This window comes from Candidatus Stoquefichus sp. SB1 (genome assembly GCF_001244545.1).
Taxonomy (GTDB): domain Bacteria; phylum Bacillota_I; class Bacilli_A; order Erysipelotrichales; family Coprobacillaceae; genus Stoquefichus.
This window is the reverse complement of the sequence record NZ_LN852696.1, coordinates 278,166-298,929: the sequence shown is the minus strand read 5'-3', so window position 1 is coordinate 298,929 and position 20,764 is coordinate 278,166. Positions and strand designations below refer to the sequence as shown.

The 20,764-nt window shown below is 31.3% G+C and carries 20 protein-coding genes and 1 other annotated feature; of the genes, 10 read left to right on the top strand and 10 right to left on the bottom strand.

Translation table 11 applies throughout. The features are described 5' to 3' along the window. Positions 1-3: 3 nt before the first annotated feature. Positions 4-2,094 (bottom strand): type I pullulanase, encoded by a 2,091-nt coding sequence (gene pulA, locus BN1865_RS13900; RefSeq protein WP_050637868.1) that lies wholly within the window; start codon positions 2,092-2,094, stop codon positions 4-6. Positions 2,095-2,303: 209 nt separating this feature from the next. Here pulA and BN1865_RS13895 point away from each other — a divergent pair, with 209 nt between their 5' ends. Beyond that, positions 2,304-2,624 (top strand): PTS sugar transporter subunit IIB, encoded by a 321-nt coding sequence (locus BN1865_RS13895; RefSeq protein WP_050637867.1) that lies wholly within the window; start codon positions 2,304-2,306, stop codon positions 2,622-2,624. Between the two features lie 12 nt (positions 2,625-2,636). On the opposite strand, the gene BN1865_RS13890 is transcribed toward BN1865_RS13895, so the two are convergent. The 4 genes from BN1865_RS13890 to BN1865_RS13875 all read right to left on the bottom strand — a co-directional run bounded on the left by BN1865_RS13890 (position 2,637) and on the right by BN1865_RS13875 (position 8,355). Further along, a complete protein-coding gene (locus BN1865_RS13890) occupies positions 2,637-5,033 on the bottom strand; it encodes a glycogen/starch/alpha-glucan phosphorylase (RefSeq protein WP_050637866.1) in 2,397 nt (798 codons plus the stop codon). A gap of 16 nt (positions 5,034-5,049) precedes the next feature. Beyond that, positions 5,050-6,921 carry a 1,4-alpha-glucan branching protein GlgB gene (gene glgB, locus BN1865_RS13885; RefSeq protein ID WP_050637865.1) on the bottom strand — a complete coding sequence of 624 codons (1,872 nt, stop codon included), beginning with the start codon at positions 6,919-6,921 and terminating at the stop codon, positions 5,050-5,052. 122 nt (positions 6,922-7,043) lie between these two features. After that, complete coding sequence (locus tag BN1865_RS13880) at positions 7,044-7,253, bottom strand: helix-turn-helix domain-containing protein (protein WP_050637864.1); 210 nt, start codon at positions 7,251-7,253, stop codon at positions 7,044-7,046. 118 nt (positions 7,254-7,371) lie between these two features. Continuing rightward, a complete protein-coding gene (locus BN1865_RS13875) occupies positions 7,372-8,355 on the bottom strand; it encodes a nucleoid-associated protein (protein ID WP_050637863.1) in 984 nt (327 codons plus the stop codon). Positions 8,356-8,478: 123 nt separating this feature from the next. Here BN1865_RS13875 and BN1865_RS13870 point away from each other — a divergent pair, with 123 nt between their 5' ends. Further along, complete coding sequence (locus BN1865_RS13870) at positions 8,479-9,186, top strand: YaaA family protein (RefSeq protein ID WP_050637862.1); 708 nt, start codon at positions 8,479-8,481, stop codon at positions 9,184-9,186. Positions 9,187-9,207: 21 nt separating this feature from the next. On the opposite strand, the gene BN1865_RS13865 is transcribed toward BN1865_RS13870, so the two are convergent. The 5 genes from BN1865_RS13865 to BN1865_RS13845 form a co-directional block, all read right to left on the bottom strand. Continuing rightward, the gene (locus BN1865_RS13865; RefSeq protein ID WP_050637861.1) at positions 9,208-10,116 is read right to left on the bottom strand and encodes an HD-GYP domain-containing protein; all 909 of its coding nucleotides are present in this window, start codon (positions 10,114-10,116) and stop codon (positions 9,208-9,210) included. A gap of 1 nt (position 10,117) precedes the next feature. Continuing rightward, positions 10,118-10,966 carry an HD-GYP domain-containing protein gene (locus BN1865_RS13860; protein ID WP_050637860.1) on the bottom strand — a complete coding sequence of 283 codons (849 nt, stop codon included), beginning with the start codon at positions 10,964-10,966 and terminating at the stop codon, positions 10,118-10,120. A gap of 135 nt (positions 10,967-11,101) precedes the next feature. Further along, a complete protein-coding gene (locus BN1865_RS13855) occupies positions 11,102-11,641 on the bottom strand; it encodes a DJ-1 family glyoxalase III (RefSeq protein WP_050637859.1) in 540 nt (179 codons plus the stop codon). 2 nt (positions 11,642-11,643) lie between these two features. Next, complete coding sequence (locus tag BN1865_RS13850; protein ID WP_050637858.1) at positions 11,644-12,060, bottom strand: DUF2871 domain-containing protein; 417 nt, start codon at positions 12,058-12,060, stop codon at positions 11,644-11,646. An 84-nt stretch (positions 12,061-12,144) separates the two neighbouring features. After that, positions 12,145-12,747 carry a hypothetical protein gene (locus tag BN1865_RS13845; RefSeq protein WP_232780405.1) on the bottom strand — a complete coding sequence of 201 codons (603 nt, stop codon included), beginning with the start codon at positions 12,745-12,747 and terminating at the stop codon, positions 12,145-12,147. Between the two features lie 106 nt (positions 12,748-12,853). Here BN1865_RS13845 and BN1865_RS13840 point away from each other — a divergent pair, with 106 nt between their 5' ends. The 8 genes from BN1865_RS13840 (at position 12,854) to trpA (ending at position 20,748) form a co-directional block, all read left to right on the top strand. Further along, entirely contained in the window at positions 12,854-14,026 is a 1,173-nt protein-coding gene (locus tag BN1865_RS13840) for an AI-2E family transporter (RefSeq protein WP_050637857.1), read from the top strand. A 110-nt stretch (positions 14,027-14,136) separates the two neighbouring features. Further along, positions 14,137-14,376 (top strand) — a binding site (T-box leader). A gap of 49 nt (positions 14,377-14,425) precedes the next feature. Continuing rightward, positions 14,426-15,886 (top strand): anthranilate synthase component I family protein, encoded by a 1,461-nt coding sequence (locus tag BN1865_RS13835; RefSeq protein ID WP_050637856.1) that lies wholly within the window; start codon positions 14,426-14,428, stop codon positions 15,884-15,886. Continuing rightward, a complete protein-coding gene (locus BN1865_RS13830; protein WP_050637855.1) occupies positions 15,883-16,452 on the top strand; it encodes an anthranilate synthase component II in 570 nt (189 codons plus the stop codon). The genes BN1865_RS13835 and BN1865_RS13830 overlap by 4 nt, the downstream gene beginning before the upstream one ends. Beyond that, complete coding sequence (trpD, locus tag BN1865_RS13825; protein WP_050637854.1) at positions 16,445-17,458, top strand: anthranilate phosphoribosyltransferase; 1,014 nt, start codon at positions 16,445-16,447, stop codon at positions 17,456-17,458. The genes BN1865_RS13830 and trpD overlap by 8 nt, the downstream gene beginning before the upstream one ends. Next, positions 17,455-18,243 carry an indole-3-glycerol phosphate synthase TrpC gene (gene trpC / locus BN1865_RS13820; protein WP_050637853.1) on the top strand — a complete coding sequence of 263 codons (789 nt, stop codon included), beginning with the start codon at positions 17,455-17,457 and terminating at the stop codon, positions 18,241-18,243. Before trpD ends, trpC begins: the two co-directional genes overlap by 4 nt. Further along, positions 18,233-18,820, top strand: coding sequence for a phosphoribosylanthranilate isomerase (locus BN1865_RS13815; protein ID WP_050637852.1), 588 nt, complete (start codon positions 18,233-18,235; stop codon positions 18,818-18,820). Before trpC ends, BN1865_RS13815 begins: the two co-directional genes overlap by 11 nt. Further along, positions 18,807-19,991 carry a tryptophan synthase subunit beta gene (trpB, locus tag BN1865_RS13810; RefSeq protein WP_050637851.1) on the top strand — a complete coding sequence of 395 codons (1,185 nt, stop codon included), beginning with the start codon at positions 18,807-18,809 and terminating at the stop codon, positions 19,989-19,991. Before BN1865_RS13815 ends, trpB begins: the two co-directional genes overlap by 14 nt. After that, positions 19,984-20,748: a tryptophan synthase subunit alpha gene (gene trpA / locus BN1865_RS13805; protein WP_050637850.1), complete on the top strand. Its 765-nt coding sequence runs from the start codon at positions 19,984-19,986 to the stop codon at positions 20,746-20,748. The genes trpB and trpA overlap by 8 nt, the downstream gene beginning before the upstream one ends. Positions 20,749-20,764 lie beyond the last annotated feature (16 nt).

Sequence of the window (20,764 nt, the reverse complement as noted above, 5' to 3'; positions counted from 1 at the left end):
CTCCTATCTTGCAAGTACAACAAAACATATCCCATTCACAGTTAATTTATGATTAACAATATTCCCTTTTTCACTATGACAAAGAACTGTATATCCTTCTTCAACATCAACCTCAATAGAATCTAATGAAGCATTAAAATAAACAATAAAATCTTGATGTTCACCTTCATCTTGATGGAGTGAATATTGAATCATACGATGTTCAATATTTTCTGTCTTTATATTTTCACGTATCATATCATAATCATCATATCTAAAACAAGGATTATTTTTTCTTAAATGAATTAAAAACTGAACAAACTGAATTGTATCAATTTCACAATCCTTACGATTCCAATCTAATGCATTGACTTGATCACCAGCATTATAAGTGTTTGATTGTCCACCCTTTGTTCTAAAGAATTCCTGTCCACTATGAATAAATGGGATTCCTTGTGAAAGAATAACTGCCGCTAACATCAAGCGTAATCTTTTTTTCTTCGTCTCTTCATCTTCATCATAGTTAGATATCTGTAATTTATCATAACATGTTGCATTATCATGGCATTCCACATAATTAATAGATTGAGAAATATTTTCAAACATATCTAAATTACAAATAGCTTTCATCGCATCATTTGTTTTATAGGTATCACCAGAAAAATATCCCTTTGATTCCATTTGATTTGTTCCTCTTAATGTATCTCTAAAGAAATCATTAAAGAATCCAATATGTGGTGTTTGATGATTATTTTGAATTGTTGTTCTCTTGTTTTCAGCTAAAGCTGTCATCATATTCCATCCTTCACCATAAACCATAAAAGATGAATCTAATGCTTTCCCTTGAGCATCAATTAATTTCATTGTCTCTTGATCAATAATGCCCATCAAATCAAAACGATAACCATCTATACCATATAAAGTTTGCCATCGTTTACACATATCCAAAATATATTTTCGACACATCTTAGCAGTTGTATTTAAATCATTACCACACCATGATCCATTTGATAAACTCCCATCGTTATTTCTTCTAAAGAAATAATGAGGAACTGTTTTCTCTAAAGCATTCATATTGACATCATGCATATGATTATAAACAACATCCAAAACAACTCTTAACCCTCTTGAATGTAGTGCTTCAATCATCTGCTGAGCCTCTAAAATACGCTTATAGCCATCATCAGGATTACTCACATAACTTCCCTCAGTTACATTATATGCAGCAGGATCATATCCCCAATTATAAAGTTCTAAAGGATTTTTCTCATCAACAGTCGCAAAATCATTAATTGGCATTAACTGAATATGTGTCACACCTAAACATGACAGATAATCTAGTCCTGTCGGATTTCCACTATCAGTAGATGTATGAGGTTCAGTAAAAGCTAAAAATTTTCCCTTATTTTTCATACCACTTGTTGAAGACATTGAAAAATCACGCACACTTGTTTCATAAATAATTGCATCTGTTTTATGAACCAATGGCTGAAGTGGATATTTTTTAAGTGGCACTTTTTGAAGATCAACAATGATATTTGTACGTCCATTTGAAGAAGAAGCATAAGCATAAGGATCCATTGCAATATCATAATTTCCAGCATGCTTCACTAAATAAAAATAATGAGCTAATTCCAAATCACCTTCAACCTCTGCACTATAAACACCTTTTAATCCTCTTTCCATTGGATAAAGATAATCTTGACCATTTTTCACAATCTTTAAAATAACCCCTGTTGATAAAGGCGCCCATACTTTAAATGTTGTCTTTTCCTTTGTATACTGACTTCCTAAATCATTTCCATCATAAAAATACAATTCATCAAATTCTTTACACATAGCTAATTTCGAAAAATCTAAAAAACATGTTAATCCATATGCATCCACAATTTTATAGACCCTTCCCATTTTAAAAGTTACATGAAAAGCATACTCTTGAAAATCTGAATTTGTGCTTTCAAGAGCATCTCCACTTAATAATAACAATTCATCAGTTTCTAAATTTTTTAAATAAAATTTACTGCTTATCCCATTATAATAGTTTTTTGAAAGATATACTCTTACTTCATTAAAATTAACAGCATAGGCTTTCATTCTTACTGCAGTTTTCTCCATAGTCTCTTCCTTTCGCAAATGAAAAAAGTGAGATAAAGCGCACGCTTTTCTCTTTTAACCATAGTATAACATACTCATTGTTAAAAAACTATCAAAGAATGTCATTTTATCATAATCCATTTACCCTCTTTCAATAATTCTTGCTATATGAGTAAATATGTTATGAAAACAAAAAAATATGGTAGAATATATATAAAGAGGTGATCATTATGTTAAAAATTGTCTTATGTTGTAGTGCTGCCATGTCAACCAGTCTATTAGTAGAAAAAATCAAGAAAGCTGCCAGCAAAATCAATTATCCTGTTGAGGTATACGCGACAGGACTTACAGAAATAGAAAAAATTGCTTATAACGCTGATATTATCATAATGGCACCACAGGTTCAATATGCTAAAAAACAAATCAGAAAACAATTCTCACCTATTCCTGTCATTGATGTCTCTATTAGGGATTATGGTTTAATGAATGGTCAAAATGTTTTCAAAGAAGTTTTACAAACACTCAATAAAGATAACAAAAAAACCACTTAATGTGGTTTTTTGTTATCTTTTCACTCTATCTAATTTCCAGATATCAGATACATATTCTTCAATTGTACGATCTGATGAGAAATAACCAGATTGTGCAATATTAATTAAGCACATTTGAGACCAAATAGCACGATCACGATATAACTGATCAATCTTAGCCTGTGCATCAATATAAGATTCAAAATCTGCAAACAAGAAATATTCATCATTACGATTCATTAATTCATCAAAAATCATTCTAAATTCTTCTCTTGATTCATGGAAAGTTCCATCAACTAATGAATCAACAACACGTTTAATACGTGGATCATTATTATAATAATCCCATGCATTATATTGGCCATGCTGTCTAAGAGCATTGACTTCATTATCTTTTAATCCAAAGATAATAACATTGTCATCTCCAACACGTTCAGCAATTTCAACATTAGCTCCATCCAATGTTCCAATTGTAACTGCACCGTTCATCATAAACTTCATATTTCCAGTTCCACTTGCTTCTTTACCGGCAGTTGAAATCTGTTCTGAAACATCAGCTGCAGGCATAATCTTTTCTGCAATTGTAACACCATAGTTTTCAATAAAGACAACTTTTAAATATTCATTTGTTTCTGGATCATTATTCACAACATCTGCAACACTATTAATTAATTTAATAACTTTTTTAGCAAAATAATATGCTGGGGCTGCCTTAGCTCCAAAAATAAATGTTCTTGGATAAATTCTAAATTCTGGATTAGCTTTCATTTCCTGATATAAGTAAATGACATGCATAATATTTAATAATTGACGTTTATAAGCATGTAATCTTTTCACTTGAATATCAAAAATACTATTTGTATCAATGTGAATACCATTATGCTCATAAATATAATCTGCTAAAACTTGTTTTCTTTGTTGTTTTACATTAAAGAATTTTCCTTGCACAATAGAATCATTTGCATATTCCATTAGTTTTTCTAACTGTTCAGGATGTTTAATCCAATCATTTCCAATTGTTTCATTCAACAATGTTGATAATTCTGGGTTAGAATAAGCCAACCATCTACGATGTGTAATCCCATTTGTTTTATTATTGAATTTATTTGGATATAAAAGATTGAAATCCTTCATTTCCTGTTCCATTAAAATTTGAGTATGCAATCTTGCAACACCATTAACACTAAAACTTCCAGCAATTGCTAAATGAGCCATAAACACTTGACCATCTTTAATAATCATAACACGATTTAATAAATCATCATCATGATCACTCACTTGTTTCACATATCCAATGAATCTTCTATTAATTTCTTCAATGATCTGATAAATTCTTGGTAATAAAGATTCCATTGTTGAAACTGGCCATTTTTCTAATGCTTCAGCTAAAATTGTATGGTTTGTATATGCACAAGTATGAGATGTAATGTGCCATGCTTCATCCCATTCCATGTTATATTCATCAATAAAGATTCTCATCAATTCTGGAATTGCCAAAACAGGATGTGTATCATTTAACTGAATGACATTCTTTTCATGGAAATTACTTAATGATGGATATACTCTTAAATGATTTTTGACAATAGCACGAATACCTGCTGAAACAAAGAAATATTGCTGTTTCAAACGAAGTGTTCTTCCTGCTAAAGTAGAATCATCTGGATATAAGTTTTGACAAATATCTCTCACTTCTTGAGCATATTGCCTAAAATCTTTGTTAGATGGAATTTCATCACTTGGTTCAGCATGCCATAAACGTAGTGTATTGGTAACTGTTGTATCATTACCTACAATTGGCATATCATAAGGAACTGCACGAACACACTCAGCATCAACATGATCCCATTTACCAGTTTCTTCATTCCATACAACACGACCCCAGAATTTGACATCTACAGCGTGTTTTGGTTTACGAACTTCCCACATATTTCCCAATTTTAGCCATTGGTCTGGCACTTCTACCTGGTATCCATTTTCAATTTTTTGTTTAAATAAACCATATTCATAACGAATTGTATTTCCAAAAGCCGGATATGATAATGATGCTAAAGAATCCATAAAGCAAGCTGCTAATCTTCCTAAACCACCATTTCCAAGACCTGCATCAGACTCTAATTCTTCTAGATCATGAATATTAATTCCATAATCTTCTAAACCATCCTTAGCGATTTCATATATTCCTAAGTTCATCATGTTATTGACAAGCAAACGTCCAATCAAAAACTCCATTGAGAAATAATGAATTTGTTTTTGATAATTTGTCTTTGTGACCATTTTTGTCATGGCCCAATTGACAGAAGCATAGTCTCGTACCATTGTTTCAAGAACCATGAATTTCTCTGTAATATGAGATTCTTCTACAGTTCTCCCATAAGACTCAATAATTCTTCTTGAAAATTCATACTTAAATTCTTCTTTTGTTTTAAACATATCATGTCTCCCTCTACTATTTTCTCTTCAATTCAAATATCATACCCGAAAATGGCGCAATGTCAACCAAAATCGAATTTTCTTTGTTTACAGCAGGTATTTTTTTAGATTTAATAGCTCTTTTGTTCGTAAAATTGCTACCAGTATAATAATCTGTATCTGTATTAATGATTTCTTTATAAGTTCCTGCAACTGGTACAGGAATATGATATCCCTTATGTGTATTCCCTACAAAGTTCATAATACAAATCAATATTTCCCCATCAGGTGCATATCTTGCATATGCAAATACACTCTGTTGACAATCATCCACAACAAGCCATTCAAACCCTTCTGGATAATAATCATATTGATATAATGCTGGGTGATTTAAAATAAGATGATTTAAATCACTAAAATATTTGTGGAATGAATCATGTTGTGGATATTTTAATAATACCCATCCTAAAGCTTTCTTTTCATCCCATTCTTTATATTCTGCAAGTTCATTTCCCATAAAGTTTAATTTCTTACCTGGATGTGTCATCATGTATAGGTAAAGAGCTTTACACTGTGCAAATTTTTGATCATTATTACCCCACATCTTATCTAAGATAGTTCCTTTGCTATGAACAACCTCATCATGTGACAATGGTAAAATATAATTTTCACGATAGAAATACATCATAGAGAAAGTCAATTTATTGTGGTTATCAGGATGTTGTCGATAAATAGGATCCTTTTTAAAATACGCTAATGTATCATTCATCCATCCAAGATCCCATTTATAATCAAAACCAAGTCCTCCAGCATGAGGTGCTTTTGTGACATTAGGATAATCAGTAGAATCTTCAGCAATTAACATAACACCTGGGAATAATCCATTCATATGTGAATTCATACGTTTCATAAATTCAATAGCGCCATCATTAACGCCTCTTTCCTTATTCCCTTTCCAATAAATCAAATTACTAACAGCATCAAAACGAATACCATCAACATGGAAATAATTTGCCCAAAAGTGTACAGAAGACATTAAGAAACTTCTCACTTCTTCTCGACCCAAATCAAAATAACAACTATCCCATTCTGTATATCTTAAATTAATATCAGGATATTCATAAACAAATCCACCATCAAACTGATGTAATCCATGACCATCTTTCACAAAATGTGCAGGAACAAAATCCATAATCACACCAATATTATTTTTATGACATGCATTAATAAATGCCATCAACTGTTTAGGATTACCATATCGACTTGTTGCACTAAAATATCCTGTTGCCTGATATCCCCAAGAACCATCAAATGGAAACTCAATCAAAGGCATCAATTCAATATGTGAAAAACCATTTTCAACAACATAAGGAATAATTTCATCAATCATTTCCTCATAACTATAGTATTCCCCATCTTCTTCATCAGTGAAATCTTTTTTCATCTTCCATGAACCAATATTAGCTTCATAAATATTTAATACTTTATCAAAGTTCTTTGTACGTTTATTCATCCAGCGTTTATCCGCCCATTTATAGCCATCAATCTTATAAACTTTAGAGGCTGTCGCTGGTCGTAATTCACTAAAGAATGCATAAGGGTCAGCACGATCTACCCAAGAACCATTTGGTGTCTCAATACGATATTTGTATGTATCATATTGTTTTAATTTTGGAATAAAGAGTGTAAAAATACCCCCATCTGTATATCTTTCCATATAATGATTTTCACCATTCCACTGATTAAAATCACCTACAACTTGAATACTTCTTGCATTTGGTGCATAAACTGTAAATCTAACACCTTTTTGCCCATCATCTTCTTCTAAATGTGCTCCAAATACTTTATACATTTCTAAACAATTTCCTTCATGGAAAAGTTGAATCAAAAAATTATCTAATTTTGCCATAATTTAACCCCTTTCATATATCTCCATTATACATGAAATGGGTTTAAAAAGCATTAACATTCATCATTTCAAAAAATATAAATTATCTAAAAAAAGAACACATCTTCTTATGAAAAGACATGTTACTCACTATCATCATCGATAAATTCAAAAATATCATTTGGTGTGCACTTTAATATTTTACATAAACGTTCAATCGTATATGTAGAAATACCTTTATTATTTTTTATATTATGAATAGTTCTTGCATTAATATCATGCTTATAAATTAATGTATAAGTTGTTACATTTTGTTTTTTCATTGTTTTATACAATGGTTCATAACTTATCACTTAAAACCACACCCTTTAGAAACATTATCGCTTTTTATTCAATTATTGAATATACTGAAAAATGTATACATATAGGGTTGAAATTTCACAAAAAAAACTGGAATTCCTTTATTCCAGTTTATTTCACAATCACTTCATTAATATCCTTAAGCACAATAGAATATGTTCCATCAGGCTGTTTTATTTTTTCTAGATGACTCCCCGAAAGATATTCTTCAATTGGTAATTTCACTTCAATTTCATCATCTAATACCAGTTTACAAGTATCCATAGCTCCTGCTAAAACAGAAATTTGATCTTCCTCATTAATTCCCAAATCTTTCATCATTAACTCACTTTCTTCTTGAGCCTGATAATCTCTTTCTAAAACTTTTTTAACGATTTCTAATGGCTTAACAGGTTGATTTGTCTCCATTTTTTCTTGAATTTCCTGTTTCATCAATGGTAAAGCCTTACCATCATTCACATTATAAATATCATCCATTTTCTTGACAACTTTTTTCATTGTTGAAAACTTCTGTTTATCAGTTAATTTTTCTTCACCTTTAATCCATTGTGTATTTAAATAAAAATCAGGTTTACCATCAATGGTAAATTTCTTTTCAATTAAAAATAATTGTTTTTGATCAGCATTCATAATAATTGCTTCATCAACAGCAGATCCCATCATTGGTAACACTTGCTGCTTAGTAATACGTACTATTCCTTCTTCAACTACACTCATTGGAATCGTACGATAATTGAGTTTAAGCACAGCCATAAATCTCTCACCATTTTTATAACAGTCTACAAACAAGACATTACTATTAGGCATTTCTTCAATGACTGAACCTAAAGCAAACAATTTATCAGTAATCTCCTGTGCCTGTTTTATAAACTCTTCATCACTTTCAACCATTTTGTCACATCTCAACATCATTTCATGTAAACTCCCTACAGTTAATTCCTTCATAACTGGAGAACTCAATGCCTTTTCTACCTTTTTACGATAATAATCTATAGAAGTTTCATTTAAATCTACAAATGTTGAAGAATGATAAATCTTACGATGTTCAAAATCCAGCATATGCATTAATATTTTATTTATAATTATTGTATTCATTTTTTTCACCTACCGCCAAGATTATATCATACTTTCAAACACATTATAAGCAATTTCCAAGCATCAGCATAGATAACTTTTTCAAAGCATGCTAGAATAATATCAAAAAGCAAGGAGAATTCTATGAAAATTATTATTGCCCCTAGTAAAACTATGAAATATAAAAAACATCAGTTCACAACAACTGATCTCATTTTTCCAAATGAGACACAATATCTTCATTCATTATTAAACCAATATAATGATGAAGGATTATGCCAACTTATGAAAATATCCTATAAACAGGCAACGCAAGTCTATGATTATTATCATCAAACTTATGAGACTGCTCCAGCTATTACACTATATCAGGGAACTGTCTTTCAACAACTTCAATTAGACCAGTTTCATTGGCATACTGATTATTTAAATCAGTATGTCAGAATCATGTCTGCTTATTATGGTATTCTTCAATACAATACAGCAATAACACCATATCGTTTAGATATGACCATGAAACCAGAAAATATCAATCTTTATAGCTATTGGTATACTCCTATTTATCAATATTTTGAAAAAGAAGATTATATCATTTCATTAGCTTCTAAGGAATTTACTGATATGTTACATCATCCTTATATTTATTTCATTGATTTTATTGAACTTCAAAATGAAAAATGTAAGCGCAATGCTATGATTATCAAAAAAGCCAGAGGTCAAATGTTAAATCAACTTATTTTACATGAAATCAAGACATTAGAAGATTTAAAAGCATTAAATATTGATGGATTTATTTATAATTCAGATTATGATCAAGAAAACACATTAGCATTCGTTAGAAAAAAGCTATAAAATCTATTATTTAAAAAGATTCTATAGCTTTACACTCATTTGTAAATGTTGTAATAACGCTTCAACACATTGTTCATCAAACTGCGTACCAGCATTTCTCTTTAATTCTGCAATGGCTTCTTCAATACTTTTTCCTCGATTATAAGGACGTGGTGTAACCATGGCATCATATGCATCAGCAACAGCTATAATTTTAGCTTCAAAAAGAATATCATCACCAGCTAGGCCATATGGATATCCCTTGCCATCAATACGCTCATGATGCTGTAAAACAATATCAGCAATATCATTTTTAAAATATGTTTTCACAATTTTGTAAGATTCATAAGGATGTGTTTTCATAATCTCATATTCTGCATTATCAAGTTTTGCTGGTTTAATCAAGATTTCTCTAGGTACCATAATTTTACCACAGTCATGAAAACGAGCAGCTAATAAAAGTTCATCTGTTCTTCTATAATCAAAAGGTAAATAACGTATCATGGATAAGCACAATTCCTTAACTCTTTCACAGTGATCTTTTGTATCCCCATCACTTGCTTGAACCTTATTCATAATTTCGCATAGTTTCTGATTCTTTTCTTTATCACTTAAATAAATAATTGAATTCGTACTTACAACAAGTGTCAAATCTTCTATAACTGTAAAAGGAATTCCAAAAGGGATTCCTTTTAAAATAAAACTATCCCCTATTTCTAAGATTTGATCTTCTATTTGATCATCTAATTTTATTTTTCCATCTAATATTGAATAAGATTCAATAGTCTCTTCACTAATAGGAGCAAAACAACCTATTAAACCTTTTGGCATATGATAAATAATGACTTCCATTCCATTTTCACTAACAACCAAAGTTGAATCATTTTCTTGAATAAAAGTTTCAAATTTATCAATTCCATCATTTTTCCTAATAATTTCTAAAGCTTCCATATTATCTAACTCCTAAGCTTTGAATAAATACATCAACAGCATTCTTATCAAATTGTTTATCTACATTCACTTTTAAATAATCAATAGCCTCTATTTGTGATAATTGATGATCATGGATAAGATGATCATATTTATTAACAACCGCTAATATCTTAGCCTCTAATATGATTTCATCTCCTTGAAGCCCATTTGGGAAACCACTACCATCCACATTTTCATGATGCTGTAAAATAATTTGTGCAACATCTTCACCTAAATAAGGAAGCACTAACTGTGCTCCATGGGATGGGTGGTCAATCAGTTCATTCATTTGGCCATTTTTTATTTTACCAACATCATGGTAACATGCTGCATAAATCAAATTTTCTGCTCGATATGCTTCTAAATGGATATATTTAATGACTGGATAAAGAAGTTTTTCTAATCTTTCACAATGGCTTCTTGAATGTAAATCACTGTTTTCTAATAAATCCATCTGTTCTTGTAATAAATCCAATATTTCTTTATGCTTATTAAATTCAAGATGATTGGTACTTAATATCATTGTTAAATCTTCATGAACAATATAAGGAATTGCTTTAGGATAAGTTCTTAATACAAATGTATCTCCTTTATATAAAAATTCTTCCTGATTCTTATAAATAAAAGATAAACAACCTTCTAATATATAATACACTTCTGTAATATGATCAGCCAACGGAGGCATTACACCTTTATTTCCTTTAGGCATAGATATTCTTAACACCTCAAAACCTTTATTTTTAGTAATCAGCATTGATTCACTTTCATTATATAAATTACAAAAACGATCTTTACATTCATTTTTTCTCACAATATCAATATATTTCATAGGCTTATCCTCCAGCACTACATTTATTTTACATTGATAATCACATAAAAACAAGTAAATCTATACCCCAGCACAAATACAAAATTAAAAAAACAGACAATAGTACTCGTCTGTTTGTATATGCTTTCTTTACGATTATAAATAATGATACTGCATTGCATTAGCAATTTGATTTGCATCATATCCCAGTTTTTCCAAAATTGTATAACTAAACTTCAACGCTGCTGCTGGACCTCTACCTGTAATTAAATTTTGATCAACACACACCAATGTATCCTGATGTATACCAGAAGGTATATCTTTTTCAAAACCAGGATAGCAAGTGAATTGCTTACCATTAGCAACATTGGCAGGCTCTAGTGAAATAGGTCCAGCACATATAGCCGCAATCCATTTCCCTTTTTGATTAAAGTCTTTTAAAACATCAATCACTCTTTGATCATCTCTTAATGAAGTCGCACCAGGTAGTCCACCTGGTAAAACAACAACATCAGCTTCATAAACAGAATCATCAAAACATCTGTCCATTTTTACTTCAATCCCATGTGAACTCTTGACATGCATTTGATCCATTCCTATCATTTCACAAGGAACTTGTGCACGTCTTAAAACATCAACAACACTTAATGCTTCCAATTCTTCAAATCCATCTTTGAATAATACAACAGCTTTCATCTTTAGTCCTCCTCACTTACTTTTAATAAAATCATCATCAATAAAACAATCCCTATTCCCAGTAAAATATGCCCAATTCCTGCCATGCCTGAAATAGCAGCATTGAACCCTGTAGAAAGGTTTGTCGCTAAGACTTGTGTCACACCTCTTATCAACATCATAATCACTGTTAGTCCAAGTCCTACGTTATATAAAATCATGAATAAACTGAATTTTTTTGCTTCAATCAACTTTGTTCTTTGGGCAAACAAAGCCAAAATCATAAACATAAAAACACCCAAAACCATCAAATGTACATGAATATCAGCTAAACTTGTGATTCCTGTAAAACCATTCCATTTTGTGAACTCACGATAAAACACACCACCAACAAGTGCTAATATAACATATATAAAAGATACTTTTAATAATTTTTTCATTTTCTCACTCCTCTTTATTAGGATTATAAACCTAGTTTCATTTAAAAATCAAATCATATGCAAAAGAACTATCTTTCGATAGTTCTACCATGATAACATCTGCTCTCTTTGTTTTACATCTTTTAAAGCATTGATAAATTCCTGTAAATTTATAATTTTCTCTTTTGTTTTCTTTTGATTTGCAATAGCAACATTATTATTATCACTTAAAAGAGTTAATGGTATACGATTATATGTTATATGTGCATTAACAACCTCATAAATCTTTTCTTTTGTTTGTGTATTTGTCTTTTCAATAATATCTCCAGTTAATAACATTGTATAAGCATAATGTGTCATTATATTTTTTGACCCTTTAATTAAAGCTTCTTTTTCTTTTGGACCAGTTAATTGAATATATTTAATAAAAGATTGATTTGAAGATAAAGTATAATCTCCAATTTTATATCCTTTTTCTAATTCAATTTTATTTTCCTTGAAATCAGTTGATGATTTTTCAATCGAAATAGAATCAATATAAGTTGATATCAACGGTGTATTTTCACTCACCAGCTTCACTGTGTACTCTGCCTTATCCGTTTTTCCTTCATCATGATCATCTGGCTTAAACAATAAAAACGCAATCACTAAAAAGATAACTGCCATGAATGCGAAAATCAGTACTTGAGCCTGTCTTGTTAATTTCACATTTATCACCTCATGTCACATTTTATCATGTTTTGTAGCTTTACACAATCAACTACACATTTTATTCTATTTATGTTATGATAATGAAAATAAAGAAGGTGAAAATATGATTGACAAAACACATATTGTCAAAAACAATAAAACAATGCTCTATATTACTTATGCTATAGTATTAGCCTTTATCGTATTTAATTTTAATACAGTCTTTTCCATTATTGGTTATATACTCTCATTAGCAACACCCCTCTATATTGCAATTATTATTGCATTTATCTTAAATATTCCTATGCGTAAGATAGAGCATTTGTATGGTAAAAAAATAAAAAAACGTGGTTTAAAACGTGGTTTAGCAATGGCAACAACATTAATTTTAGCATTACTATTAATTGTCTTGTTTTCTTCGTTTATTATTCCAAGACTTGGTGAAAGTATTACATTGATTATTACAAATATATTTAATTATGCAAATCGTTTAGTGACATTAGTCAATGATACAATGGCAAAATTCCATGTCAATTATGCGATTAATTATGATTCAATTCAACAAGGTTTAGCAACTTTAGATTTAAATAATTTTCTTTCTAAAAGTGGTGATTTATTAGGGAATGCTGGAATCAATTTACTCTTCCAGTCAATTGGTATATTTGGATTTTTTATTAATGTCATTACTTCATTTATCATGTCTTTATACTTATTAGCAAATAAAGAAACACATTTAAGACAACTGAAAAAGATTGTGACTTTCTTATTTGGTTATAAAGAATCTTTAGTAATTTTTGATATTGGTGCAGAAGCTAATCATTATTTTAATGGATTTGTATCTGGTCAATTGTTAGAATGCTGTATTTTAACATCTTTGATGTATGCTGGATTTAGATTAACAGGTTTACCATTTCCTGAATTAATTGCTTTTATTATTGGTCTTGCAAGTTTGGTTCCTATGTTTGGAGGATTTGTTGGATTTGGAATTAGTTTTATCCTCGTTTTGGCTGTTGAACCAACCCAGGCTATTATCTTTACAATTTGTTTTGTAATTATTCAACAATTTGAAGCAAACATTATTTATCCAAGAGTTGTGGGTGGTGCTGTTGGTATTTCTGGTTTGTATGTTCTTTTATCTTTGGTTGTATTTGGTAATTTATTTGGTTTCTTTGGATTATTAATTGCGGTTCCAAGTATGGCTTTAATTTATGCAGTTGGTAGTCGCTTTATTAATATTTCACTTTATCGAAATCATATAGAAGTGACTGATAAATCAATTAAAAAAATGTCTGATTAAAATGAAAATTCTCTTTCTATAAGAGGATTTTTTTAATTTATGGATTGTATAAACAATTGAAATTTAAATATTATGTTGACATTTTTTTATCATAAGTATATGATAAATACAACAAACCGTTGAGGTGGAGATAAAAATAGATCGTGCACTACTAGAGAGCTTGGATGGTGGAAACAAGCAGAACGCAGCCTATTAAATGGACCACTGAGGGCAAAGTGAAAAGCATCTGCTGAGTATTCTTTGACGTTATGACTTACGTAAGTAGTCGAAGATGTGATAGCATCTGATAAGTGCACGATTTTTTTATCGTGAAACAAGGTGGCACCGCGGAGTATAGATCCGTCCTTGACAGAATTTTTCTGTCGGGACGGATTTTTTATTTATAAAGGAGGAACTTATATGTACTACCCATCAATTCAAGATATTCAGGAAATAATTCAACATAAACATTATGATATTGTCCCTATTGTTTATCAAATACCTAATCATTTTCAATCACCATCAGATATTCTTAAAATACTCAAAACACATGATCATGATTGTTTTATGTTTGAAAATGCATCTTTAAAACATCAACAACAACGCTATTCTTATTTAGGTTTTCAACCTAAAATGCATATGACCTGCTATCAAGAGAAGATTTATATCAACAATAACCTGATTCAAGCTAACCATCCTCATGATGTTATAAGAGAAATTCTAAGCCAATATCGTTGTCCTCAAATTTTAAATCTCCCACCTTTTCAAGGAGGTCTTGTCGGATATTTTGGCTATGAATATTTTCATTATAATGAGCCTTCATTAAAAGTAAATGAAAAAAACATTCATCAAATTGCTGATATGCATCTCATGTTATTTGAAACCATTATCTGTATTGATCACCAACAAAATCTCATTCAGCTGATAACTCATATTCCTCTTAACGATTTAGAAAATGACTATCAAAAAGCACAACAGCTTTTACAAAAACTTGCTTCATTACTTAAAATTAAACCTCAAGAACCAGAACCTCTTAAATTACAAAAAGACTTTCTCCCTAGCTATAACAAACAAGAATACTGCCAAATGGTTAAACAGGCTAAAAGGCATATTTATGAAGGTGATATATTTCAAATTGTTCTTTCTAATCGATGGCATACTGTGGCTTCTGGCAGTCTTTTTCAAACATATCAAATTTTAAAAGATATCAATCCTTCACCTTATTTATTCTATTTGCAAATGTCAAATATTGAGATTATTGGTTCATCTCCAGAAACTCTCGTCAAACAACAAGATCATCACATTTATACTTATCCACTTGCTGGTACTCGTCCACGTGGTCGAACACATAAAGAAGATGAACAAAATGAAAAAGAACTACTCAATGATCCAAAAGAATTAGCTGAACATCAAATGTTAATCGATTTAGGCAGAAATGATATTGGCAAAGTGAGTGAATTATCTAGTGTCAGGATTTTAGACTATATGCAGATTCTCAAGTTCTCACATGTGATGCATATTGGTTCAACCATCACAGATTATTTATCCAAAGATAAAGATGCGCTTGATGTGATTGATGCTTTATTACCAGCAGGTACTTTATCTGGTGCTCCTAAAATCAAGGCAAGTTCACTTATTTACCAACTAGAAAAACAGAAACGTTATTTATATGGTGGAGCTATTGGATATATAGATTTTACTGGTCAAATGGATACTTGTATTGCGATTCGTTTTGCTTATAAGATCAACCAGCATATTTTCGTTTCTAGTGGTGCCGGCATTGTCGCTGATAGTAAGCCAGAAAATGAATATCAAGAATGCTGCTATAAAGCAGCCGCAATAATGGAAGCTTTAAAACAAGCAGATGGAGGTTTTATATGATATTACTCATTGATAACTATGATAGCTTTTCCTACAATTTATACCAATTGATTGGTTCCATTGAACCAAATATCACAATTGCTCGTAATGATGAAATAACACTTGAACAAATCACTCAACTGAAACCAACAGCAATTATTATATCTCCAGGTCCCGGAAGACCAAAAGATGCTGGAATTATTGAAAAAATCATTGCTCAATTCCATCAAACAATACCTATTTTAGGAATTTGTTTGGGACATCAGGCAATTTGTGAAGTTTTTGGTGCGCAAATTACTTATGCCCCTCAAATTATGCATGGAAAATCGTCACTTATAAAAACCCAGTCGGATCCTATTTTCCAAGGTATGAATCAACATTTAACTGTAGCACGTTATCATTCTCTGATTGCTAAAAATCTTCCTCATCAGTTAAAAGTGATTGCTCAAACAAAGGAGGGAGAAATTATGGCTGTCAAACATCAACAGAGTTATACTTATGGTTTACAATTTCATCCTGAATCTATTTTAACTCAGGATGGTACAAAAATAATTCAAAATTTTTTAGGAGGAATTAAAAATGATTAAAGAAGCAATTCAATTATTATCACAAAATAGCAATTTATCAAAACAACAGGCTTATGAATGTATGAATGAAATTATGAGCGGATCGGCCTCTCAAATCCAAATGGCCAGTTATCTTACTGCATTAAGCTTAAAAGGTGAAACAATTGATGAAATCACAGGCAGTGCCAGTGGTATGCGTGAGCATTGTATAAAGTTACTCAATGACGAAGAGGTTTTAGAAATTGTGGGGACAGGTGGTGATCATTCCCATTCATTCAACATCTCTACAACTTCAGCACTTGTCATTGCAGCAAGTGGAATTAAGGTTGCCAAGCATGGCAATCGTGCCGCAAGTTCAAAATGTGGAGCAGCTGATGTTTTAGAAGCTTTAGGGGTTAAAATTAATATCACTCCTGAACATAGTGCTCATATTCTTAAACAACATCATATCTGTTTTCTCTTTGCCCAAAATTATCATATTGCTATGAAATATGTTGCTCCCGTTAGAAAAGAATTAGGGATAAGAACTGTTTTCAATATCTTAGGACCACTCACAAATCCCGCTGGAGCTTCTATGCAAGTCATGGGTGTTTATGAAGAATCTTTAGTTGAACCATTAGCCAAAGTTCTTAGTCATTTAGGAGTGAAACGAGCAATGGTTGTCTATGGTCAAGATGGATTAGATGAAATTTCTCTATCAGCACCTACTACTGTCTGTGAAATCCATAATGGTCAATACCAAAGTTATACAATAACCCCTGAACAATTTGGTTTTGCACGTTGTCAAAAAGAAGAACTTATTGGTGGTTCACCACAAGAAAATGCTCAGATTACTTTAGATATCTTAAATGGTCAAACAAGTCCTAAGCGAGACGCTGTTCTCTTAAATGCTGGGGCAGCAATTTATATAGGTGGTCAAGCACAAAATATACAGGAAGGGATTGATATAGCCAGAAAAATAATTGATGAAGGGAAAGCCTTAAATAAACTCAATGAGTTTATAAGGGCTTCACAGGTGAACATATGATACTTGATCAAATTGTAGCCCATAGACAACAACATATTCTCTCACTCAAGCAAAAAATTTCATTAGAAGAAATGAAACAATTAGCTATGTCAAAACCTAATCAAAATGATTTTCCTTTTGAAAAATCTTTAAATAAAAAATCAATGTCTTTTATTTTAGAAGTGAAAAAGGCCTCTCCATCAAAAGGCGTTATTGCTGAACACTTTCCCTATTTAGATATTGCTAGAGAATATGAAAAGATAGGTGCCGATGCAATTTCTGTATTAACTGAACCTGATTTTTTTCAGGGAGATATCACTTATCTAAAAGATATTAAACAACATGTCAATATTCCTGTATTAAGAAAAGATTTTATAATTGATGAATATATGATTTATGAGTCAAAAGCAAATAATGCTGATGCTATTTTGCTTATTTGTGCAATCCTCACATTAGAACAGCTCACACACTATATTGCCCTAGCAAAAAGTTTAGGATTGAGTGTGTTAGTTGAAGCACATGATGCTCAAGAAATAGAAATGGCTCTATTAGCACAAGCAAAAATAATTGGTATTAATAATCGTCAGCTCAAAGATTTTACAGTTGATCTTCAAACAACTTTTACATTACGTCAAAAAGTTCCTTCAGATATCATTTTTGTATCTGAAAGTGGTATTCATACAGCAGATGATATAAAGCAACTTTCTCAACATCAGGTTGATGCCGTTTTAATTGGTGAAGCGATGATGACTTCTTCACATAAACAGTCTTTCTTCAACTCATTAAGGAATCAAGATGAAGATTAAGATTTGTGGATTATTTAGAAAAGAAGATATTGAGTTTGTTAATGAAGCAAACCCTGATTATATCGGTTTTGTCTTTGCAAAGAGTCGTCGTCAAGTTACAGTTAATCAAGCCAGTATTTTCAAGAAAATGTTAAATCAAAATATCAAAGCTGTTGGTGTTTTTGTTAATGCACCTATCCAGGATATTGTTTCTATTGTCAATCAGGGAATCATTGATTTGATTCAATTACATGGAAATGAAGATCAGCAATATATTAGTCAATTAAAACAAAAAACAAATATGCCTATTATTAAAGCTATTTCTATTCAAGATTTTTCTCATCACTATCAGGATATTGATTATTATTTATTTGATGCATCCAACGCTGGCAGTGGAAGATGTTTTGATTGGTCACTTCTGCCTCAAATCAAAAAACCATTCTTTCTAGCGGGAGGAATTAATTTAACAAATATTGATGATGCTTTAAAAATTGCTTGTTATGGAATTGATTTAAGTAGTGGGGTTGAAACAAATGGGTATAAAGATTCTCAAAAAATAAATGAAATTGTAAGGAGAGTTAAATATGGAAAAAGGTAGATATGGAATACATGGTGGTCAATATATTCCAGAAACATTAATGAATGAAATTCATAAAGTAGAAAAAGCGTATGAATATTATAAGAATGATGAGAGCTTTCAAAAAGAACTCAATCAGCTATTAAATGAGTATGCTGGACGTCCTTCTTTATTATATTATGCTAAAAAAATGACAGAAGATTTAAAAGGTGCAAAAGTTTATCTCAAACGTGAAGATTTAAACCATACAGGATCACATAAGATAAATAATGTTTTAGGACAAGTCCTAATGGCAAAAAAGATGGGAAAAACGCGTGTAATTGCAGAAACTGGTGCAGGCCAGCATGGTGTCGCAACAGCAACTGCCGCAGCTTTATTAGGACTAGATTGTGAAATTTTTATGGGTAAAGAGGATACAGACAGACAATCACTCAATGTTTATCGTATGCAATTATTAGGAGCTCAGGTGCATAGTGTGACCTCTGGAACAATGACATTGAAAGATGCAGTGAATGAGACAATGCGCGAATGGACATCACGTGTTGATGACACCCTTTATGTCTTAGGTTCAGTCATGGGACCTCATCCTTTTCCGATGATTGTTAGAGATTTTCAAAGTGTTATTTCTAAAGAAGCAAAAAGTCAAATTCTTGAATGTGAAGGGAAACTTCCTAAAGCTGTAATTGCCTGTGTTGGTGGAGGAAGTAATGCTATGGGAATGTTCTATCATTTCATTAATGAACCAAGTGTCCAGTTGATTGGCTGTGAAGCCGCTGGTAAAGGTGTTGATACTGCTTTTACTGCCGCAACAATCAATACAGGCTCATTAGGTGTCTTTCATGGTATGAAATCCTATTTCTGCCAAGATCAATATGGACAGATTGCTCCTGTTTATTCTATTTCAGCTGGTTTAGATTATCCAGGAATTGGACCAGAACATGCTTACTTACATGATATCAATAGAGCACAGTATGTGCCTGTAACTGATGCAGAAGCTGTTGATGCATTTGAATATTTAGCGAAAACAGAAGGTATTATTTGTGCTATTGAAAGTGCTCATGCTGTTGCCTATGCAAAAAAATATGTACCTACTCTTTCATCAGATGATATTGTGATTATCTGTTTATCAGGTCGTGGTGATAAAGATGTTGCAGCGATTGCAAAATATGGGGGGATTGATATTCATGAATAGAATTCAAAACGCATTTTATAATCAAAAAGCATTTATTGCTTTTCTAACGGCTGGGGATCCTCAGCCACAAAAAACTATCGAATATGCTTTAGAACTTGAAAAAGCAGGTGCTTCTTTAATTGAAATTGGTATTCCTTTTAGTGATCCTACTGCTGAAGGTCCAGTCATTCAAGCTGCTAACATTCGTGCTTTAAATCATGGTATAACGACTGATGACATTTTTCAAATTGTTAAGTCTATTAGGGAAACATCACAAATTCCAATTTGTCTTATGACATATTTAAATCCTGTTTTCCACTATGGTTATCAAAAGTTCTTTATGAACTGTCAACAATGTGGTGTAGATGGTATTATTATCCCAGACTGTCCTTTTGAAGAAAGCCATGAAGTTAAAGAAATTGCCAAACAATATAATATAAGCGTCATTTCTATGATTGCTCCAACATCACAACAGAGAGTTTTAGAAATTGCTAAAAAAGCTGAAGGATTTATTTATCTTGTTTCTTCTATGGGGGTAACAGGAATGCGAAAAGATATCCAAACGGATCTACAAAGTATTATCAATGATATTCGTTTAGTGACTGATGTTCCAGTTGCTATTGGTTTTGGTATTCATAGTCCAGAACAATCTCAAAAATATTTACAAATAGCTGATGGTGTTATTGTTGGTAGTGCAATTGTCGATATTATTGCCAGTCATGGCGAAAATGCACATCAAGAATTAGCACAATACGTGAGTCAAATGATTCCAAAATAAAACTGCCTCACAAGGC

What these genes read in the sequence shown, in the direction of transcription:
- BN1865_RS13890 (WP_050637866.1), bottom strand. Translation starts at nt 5,033, where the DNA reads ATGTTTAAAACAAAAGAAGAATTTAAGTATGAATTTTCAAGAAGAATT.
- BN1865_RS13865 (WP_050637861.1), bottom strand. Translation starts at nt 10,116, where the DNA reads ATGGAAGCTTTAGAAATTATTAGGAAAAATGATGGAATTGATAAATTT.
- BN1865_RS13840 (WP_050637857.1), top strand. Translation starts at nt 12,854, where the DNA reads ATGATTGACAAAACACATATTGTCAAAAACAATAAAACAATGCTCTAT.
- trpD (WP_050637854.1), top strand. Translation starts at nt 16,445, where the DNA reads ATGATTAAAGAAGCAATTCAATTATTATCACAAAATAGCAATTTATCA.
- BN1865_RS13835 (WP_050637856.1), top strand. Translation starts at nt 14,426, where the DNA reads ATGTACTACCCATCAATTCAAGATATTCAGGAAATAATTCAACATAAA.
- trpC (WP_050637853.1), top strand. Translation starts at nt 17,455, where the DNA reads ATGATACTTGATCAAATTGTAGCCCATAGACAACAACATATTCTCTCA.
- BN1865_RS13830 (WP_050637855.1), top strand. Translation starts at nt 15,883, where the DNA reads ATGATATTACTCATTGATAACTATGATAGCTTTTCCTACAATTTATAC.
- trpA (WP_050637850.1), top strand. Translation starts at nt 19,984, where the DNA reads ATGAATAGAATTCAAAACGCATTTTATAATCAAAAAGCATTTATTGCT.
- BN1865_RS13850 (WP_050637858.1), bottom strand. Translation starts at nt 12,060, where the DNA reads ATGAAAAAATTATTAAAAGTATCTTTTATATATGTTATATTAGCACTT.
- BN1865_RS13860 (WP_050637860.1), bottom strand. Translation starts at nt 10,966, where the DNA reads ATGAAATATATTGATATTGTGAGAAAAAATGAATGTAAAGATCGTTTT.
- glgB (WP_050637865.1), bottom strand. Translation starts at nt 6,921, where the DNA reads ATGGCAAAATTAGATAATTTTTTGATTCAACTTTTCCATGAAGGAAAT.
- BN1865_RS13875 (WP_050637863.1), bottom strand. Translation starts at nt 8,355, where the DNA reads ATGAATACAATAATTATAAATAAAATATTAATGCATATGCTGGATTTT.
- trpB (WP_050637851.1), top strand. Translation starts at nt 18,807, where the DNA reads ATGGAAAAAGGTAGATATGGAATACATGGTGGTCAATATATTCCAGAA.
- BN1865_RS13895 (WP_050637867.1), top strand. Translation starts at nt 2,304, where the DNA reads ATGTTAAAAATTGTCTTATGTTGTAGTGCTGCCATGTCAACCAGTCTA.
- BN1865_RS13815 (WP_050637852.1), top strand. Translation starts at nt 18,233, where the DNA reads ATGAAGATTAAGATTTGTGGATTATTTAGAAAAGAAGATATTGAGTTT.
- pulA (WP_050637868.1), bottom strand. Translation starts at nt 2,094, where the DNA reads ATGGAGAAAACTGCAGTAAGAATGAAAGCCTATGCTGTTAATTTTAAT.
- BN1865_RS13870 (WP_050637862.1), top strand. Translation starts at nt 8,479, where the DNA reads ATGAAAATTATTATTGCCCCTAGTAAAACTATGAAATATAAAAAACAT.
- BN1865_RS13855 (WP_050637859.1), bottom strand. Translation starts at nt 11,641, where the DNA reads ATGAAAGCTGTTGTATTATTCAAAGATGGATTTGAAGAATTGGAAGCA.